At 56.6% G+C, this 5,051-nt stretch carries 4 protein-coding genes; 3 read left to right on the forward strand and 1 reads right to left on the reverse strand.

Annotation, left to right across the window (positions count from 1 at the left end):
• Positions 1–585 precede the first annotated feature (585 nt).
• A complete protein-coding gene (locus tag NB063_RS30100; RefSeq protein WP_250933160.1) occupies positions 586–879 on the forward strand; it encodes a hypothetical protein in 294 nt (97 codons plus the stop codon).
• 229 nt (positions 880–1,108) lie between these two features.
• Here the strand turns inward: NB063_RS30100 and NB063_RS30105 are convergent, their stop codons facing one another.
• On the reverse strand, positions 1,109–2,329 hold the full coding sequence (locus NB063_RS30105; RefSeq protein ID WP_250933162.1) for a DUF1559 domain-containing protein: 1,221 nt from the start codon (positions 2,327–2,329) through the stop codon (positions 1,109–1,111).
• A 909-nt stretch (positions 2,330–3,238) separates the two neighbouring features.
• Between NB063_RS30105 and NB063_RS30110 the strand changes: the two genes are divergently transcribed.
• Entirely contained in the window at positions 3,239–4,399 is a 1,161-nt protein-coding gene (locus tag NB063_RS30110) for a transposase (protein WP_250933164.1), read from the forward strand.
• Between the two features lie 67 nt (positions 4,400–4,466).
• Positions 4,467–4,718, forward strand: coding sequence for a hypothetical protein (locus NB063_RS30115; RefSeq protein ID WP_250933166.1), 252 nt, complete (start codon positions 4,467–4,469; stop codon positions 4,716–4,718).
• Positions 4,719–5,051: the final 333 nt, after the last annotated feature.

Below are 5,051 nucleotides of genomic sequence, written 5' to 3' on the forward strand. Positions count from 1 at the left end.
GAGTGTGGGAGTGTGGGTCAGGCCCGGAGGGCCGGCACAACCTTTGCCGGGGGTGTGAACCCCCGGTAACGGATGCCTATTCAAACCACCAAGCCCTGAAGGGGCGACACACTTTCCCCCGCCGAGTTAGTAGTGACCGGGTCGTGTCGGCCCTCCGGGCCTTGGAGTTGGGTTGCGGCGGGGTTCCGGGGCCTGTTGGCCCCGGCATGGGTTGTGTCAGCCCTTCGGGCTTGAAAGCTGGACGGAATCGGACGGTTAACGAACCCGCCAGGCCCGGAGGGCCGGTTTAGCCTTTGCCGGGGTTAATGAACGGTGCCACCGGGTTAATGAACGGTGCCACGGTTAATGAACTAATGGATGACCGGTGCCACTGGATTGATGACCGGTGCCACCCACCATCTGGTTGATCACGGATGAACGGCGATGAACGGCGATGAACGGCGATGAACGGCGATGAACGGCGATGAACGGCGATGAACGGTGCCACCCACCATCTCGTCCCCCCATACTGCTTGTGAGGGCTGGCTAGACCGGTACGACCCCTTCGTTTCGAGCGATCCCGTAGAATGTCAAAGTACCTCAGGAATGACTCTGGCATGTACGCTGCCGGTTACCGCTTCTTTCCCACAGATCGTGCATCGTGCTCAATCAAGCGTGTCGCATAGACGCCAAGCTTACTTTGTTGGCTTATCGTATTTGTGTACCGCGAAAGTGCGTCAGGAATTAGCGGCGAGCGATTTCTCGAAGCCCGGCTCCGAAATCGCTTCGCAGGCCATGCTGATCGAGATCACGGAATTCAGTCAAAAAGACATCTTGAGAAGGGTGTTGCATTTCGTCGCCACGAGCGATTGGCAGCTTCGCAGCATTGACCTGCGTTGACACACCAGGATCCGCAAGGCGTTAGCGTCATCTCCATTGGCCTAGCTGATTGCTCGTTGGATAGGATCCGAATTGAACCCACGTCAAGTGCGGACCGTTTGCAGGAGCGAACGCGGTCGGCGCTGTTTCATCATCACTAAGCACGGGGCGTCGCGTCGGGTAGTGGTACCCGACACGACGGTTGTCTCTATGTGAGTTTGAGGCGAGGGTGCTAACCGAGCAGCCGAGTCTACAGTTCACCCTCGAGCACTTCTTTCGCTGCTCGCGTCCCCAGGGCGCCCCAAAGACCGAACGGGCTCTGGCTGCCTGGCGCGAGAACGTCTGTTCTCGAGCCGATCTTCGCAACGTGAGCACTTCTCCGGTCACCGGCTTCAATTGAATCGGTGATAAATTTGACGGCACCATCACCCATCAAAACATGGCAACCGCCTTGGTGACGACTGCTGGGTTGGCAAACACCAGCACCGTGCGGGGTGGCCCCGACCGTCGAGTGTCTGTTCAGGCAAACGGACTTGTTGGGCGAATGGATGGTGTTCATTCCGGAAAAGAAAATTCGTCCATAGGCCCACATGTAGCCACGTTTTAGCTCAGCTGATCCAACCAGTTTTTTATTCAAAAATTGGGGCCGCTGTGGGTCGGTGTTATTATCTTCGCATTGGTTGGCTCGCCCAGGAATCGCGGTCAGAATCGCGGCGTACGTGGCGTGGGTTCGCTTATCTTGGTCTCCCAAGTCTGTGCAAATTTCTCCCATGCAGATGGTGTTTGCTAATCCGTCCAAGACGTCCCGAAACTTGGTTGTTTGCCTTGGCACAAAGAAGCCTCGCTGGGATACGCGAGTTTCGTCCATGCCGGTGCTGTTGCTGTTGCCGTTGTCGCCTGTTCCGCCGGTGTTGCTGCGGTGTGAACTGTCTCCGAGGCAGACGACGTAGTTTGTCCGGCCTTGAGAAGGAAGCCCGATCCCTGGATCACTCGGGCAGCGAAGAGTGGGGATGTTTGTTAGCCATGGATCATAGGCTCCCAGGACTCCCGTGTTGTGACTATTAAGATTCATTCGGGGATTGGGGCCCATCGGTGAAAAGCTGACTGCTTTTCCTTCCGCTCGGTACGGATTGCTGATTTGTTCCCATAGTGCTTGTTGTTCGAAAAAAGGAGTCAAGCCGACGAGTGCGCTCAACTCGAGCCGGTTGTGGCCGGGGTTGAGAAGGGGAGCGCCGCCCGACGGATTTGCGGTGGTTCCCCCCATGTGTTTTGGTAACTGCTTGTATGCAGAGTGGTAGTTGTGAATGGCGAGACCAAGCTGCTTGAAATTATTGCTACAAGCCATTCGCCGTGCCGCTTCGCGTGCCGCTTGTACCGCCGGTAGCAGCAAACCGACGAGCACGCCGATAATCGCTATCACAACCAGCAACTCTACAAGCGTAAAACCTGATCGAAAACGTGTGGTTTTCATCTAAGCACCTTCAACAAGATAAGAAAAAGATCTCAGCGGCTCGCACGAACCACCGAAAGAAACGAGGAAATCTCAGCCAAAACTATTCGATGTCTTCGACTGAGGCGCCTCCGTACGGGTCATCGGGGATGTCATCCATTTCGACAGCGAGGTCTGGATTTTGCTCCATGAAATTTTCGAGTTCGCTTTTCGAAGTTACTGATGTGCTTTCTTTGCCGCACCCGCCGACGCACGAGAAAGCAAGCAAAGCGAGGATGAGGAGTGATCGAGGGCAACAGTGCATAACGCGCCTTTCGTGGAAATTCACGAGAAGAAAATGAAGCATTTGAAAAGCAAAGATCTGGGGAAAAGCCTGTTTTGGCGACGGCAGGTCGTAATCCGGTGCAGGCTCCCTGTGGCTTTTATGCCGCCCGCAGCGGTGTCTCACAGAGATTGTTTTGATTTTTCGAGCCAACGACGCTGCGTTCGGCTTTAGTCCGCGCGCGTGCCGGGTTCGCGAATTGATTGCGAAGAGGGGGTGCGGCTCGAAAGAATCGCGACAGCGACGCACCGATCCGATGCTCGCCAAGTTGCGTTGCAAGACGTGTGAAGCGGAAAGGACCGGCGTCCGTTGCAACAAACATCGGAGAGGAATTCGGAGAGGTTGGGGGTGTTTTCCGCCAAATTCTCGAGAGTCCCGCCAGTGCAATCTCGGTCGGCGGAACGTTCACGTAATGCGGTGGCAGCGTTCAGTGAATCATGTCGGTCACGGTATCTCGATCCGAAAGGATGAACGGTGCCCCCAGTGGATGAACGATAACAGTGGATGAATGGTGCGGATGAACGGTGCCACCCACCATATGGTTGACAGTGGTGGGTTTTTGGTTAGGTTGATTTTGATAATCAGGACACCCTTTCGGGATTTGACGTATGCCCAGGCCGAAACGAGAAGAGCAGTTTGCAAACAGTGAAATCTGCATTGTGCATGCGGTTCAGAGGTGTGTGCGCCGCGCGTTTCTGGCTGGCGTGGATCGTGAGTCAGGGAAGGATTACTCGTTCCGAAAAGAGTGGATTCGTCGTCGGATGGAAGCGCTCGCATCTGTTTTTGGAATCGATGTCCTTTCCTACGCAATTATGAGCAATCACCTGCACGTAATTCTGCGCAATCGACCTGACGTAGTGGCTAGCTGGAGCGACGCGGAGGTTGCAATCCGATGGCTGCGAGTGTTTCCTGGCAGGCGGATGGAAGAGCATCTTGCCGAGCCGACCGAACATGAGGTCAAAACGCTGGCAGGAAACGCCGAGCGAATCGCGGAGATTCGGCAGCGAATGTCAGACATTTCTTGGTTCATGCGGTCGTTGGCGGAACCGATTTCTCGGATGGCCAACAAGCAAGATGAATGCACCGGTCGGTTTTGGGAGGGGCGCTTCAAGGCCCAACGAATTGTTGACGAGGCGGGATTGCTCGCGTGTAGCATGTACGTCGACTTGAACCCGGTGCGTGCGGCGATGGCGTCGGATCCCGAAACGGCGCCGCACACATCGGCGTTCGACCGCATCCAAGCCGGTCACGGGAAGCGAATTGACTCAGCTGCGTTCGATCTCAAGGCAGTTCCTACCGAAGAGGCGGCAAAGCAAATTCGCGAAACGCCTGTCGATGAGCTTCGCGTAAAGCAGAAGGCTAAGAAGCGGAATCCAACGGGGAAGCGAATTCGCCGTGATGCTTGGCTGGCGCCTTTGACGCTATCGCCGGAAAAACTGTCCACTGACGCAGAATTGAATCGTGATGGCCTGCGAGCGAGCGACAAGGGTTTTCTGCATGTGTCGATCCGTGACTACCTTCGGTTGCTCCGCTGGACTGCAAAGCAAGGCGTTGCCGAAGCGTCGGAGAAGCTTCCGAAATCGCTCGCAACGACGCTGAGCCAGATCGGGATTGACGCATCGATGTGGCGTGATTTGGTATGGGAGTGGCAGAGGTATTTTGGGAAATCGATCTGCGTCGGTTCTCCAGCGGCGATGCGCCAGGATGCTGAACGATGTGGCAAGCATCACTATTCAGGTCAGGCGGCGGCATCAGCCTGCTTTACTTGAGTCTGTCGGACGGCACGAAATTGACAGCGTCACGCGCGTACAATCGCTGTTCCGAACGGGATGAACGGTGCCGCCCACTGTATCGTTATCTGGTTGTTGGGGCTTGGCGGTGGTGGTTTGCGAAGACGCGTCTCGCAATTGCACGAAGAACACGACGGCGAATGACATCTTCACGCGGCGCGATGTGGCGACGCTAGCTCATGGCCGATTTGACGAACGGTGCCACCTGACGAATGGTGCCACCCAACATCTGGCTACCCGCCCGGTCTGCTACCAGGATTGGCCCGCCGAGGAACTTGACGCAGCCGGCGGTTGGTGAGTGTGGGAGTGTGGGTCAGGCCCGGAGGGCCGGCAAAACCTTTGCCGGGGGCGTGAACCCCCGGTAACCGATGCCTATTCAAACCACCAAGCCCTGAAGGGGCGACACACTTTCCCCCGCCGAGTTAGTGGTGACCGGGTTGTGTCGGCCTTCCGGGCCTTGGAGTTGGGGTGGGGTGGGGTGGGGTTCCGGGGCCTGTTGGCCCCGGCATGGGTTGTGTCAGCCCTTCGGGCTTGAAAGCTGGACGAAATCGGACGGTTAACGAACCCGCTAGGCCCGGAGGGCCGGCACAACCTTTGCCGGGGGTGTGAACCCTTGTCATTACCCACAACT

Source organism: Aporhodopirellula aestuarii (assembly GCF_023701485.1).
GTDB lineage: Bacteria > Planctomycetota > Planctomycetia > Pirellulales > Pirellulaceae > Rhodopirellula > Rhodopirellula aestuarii.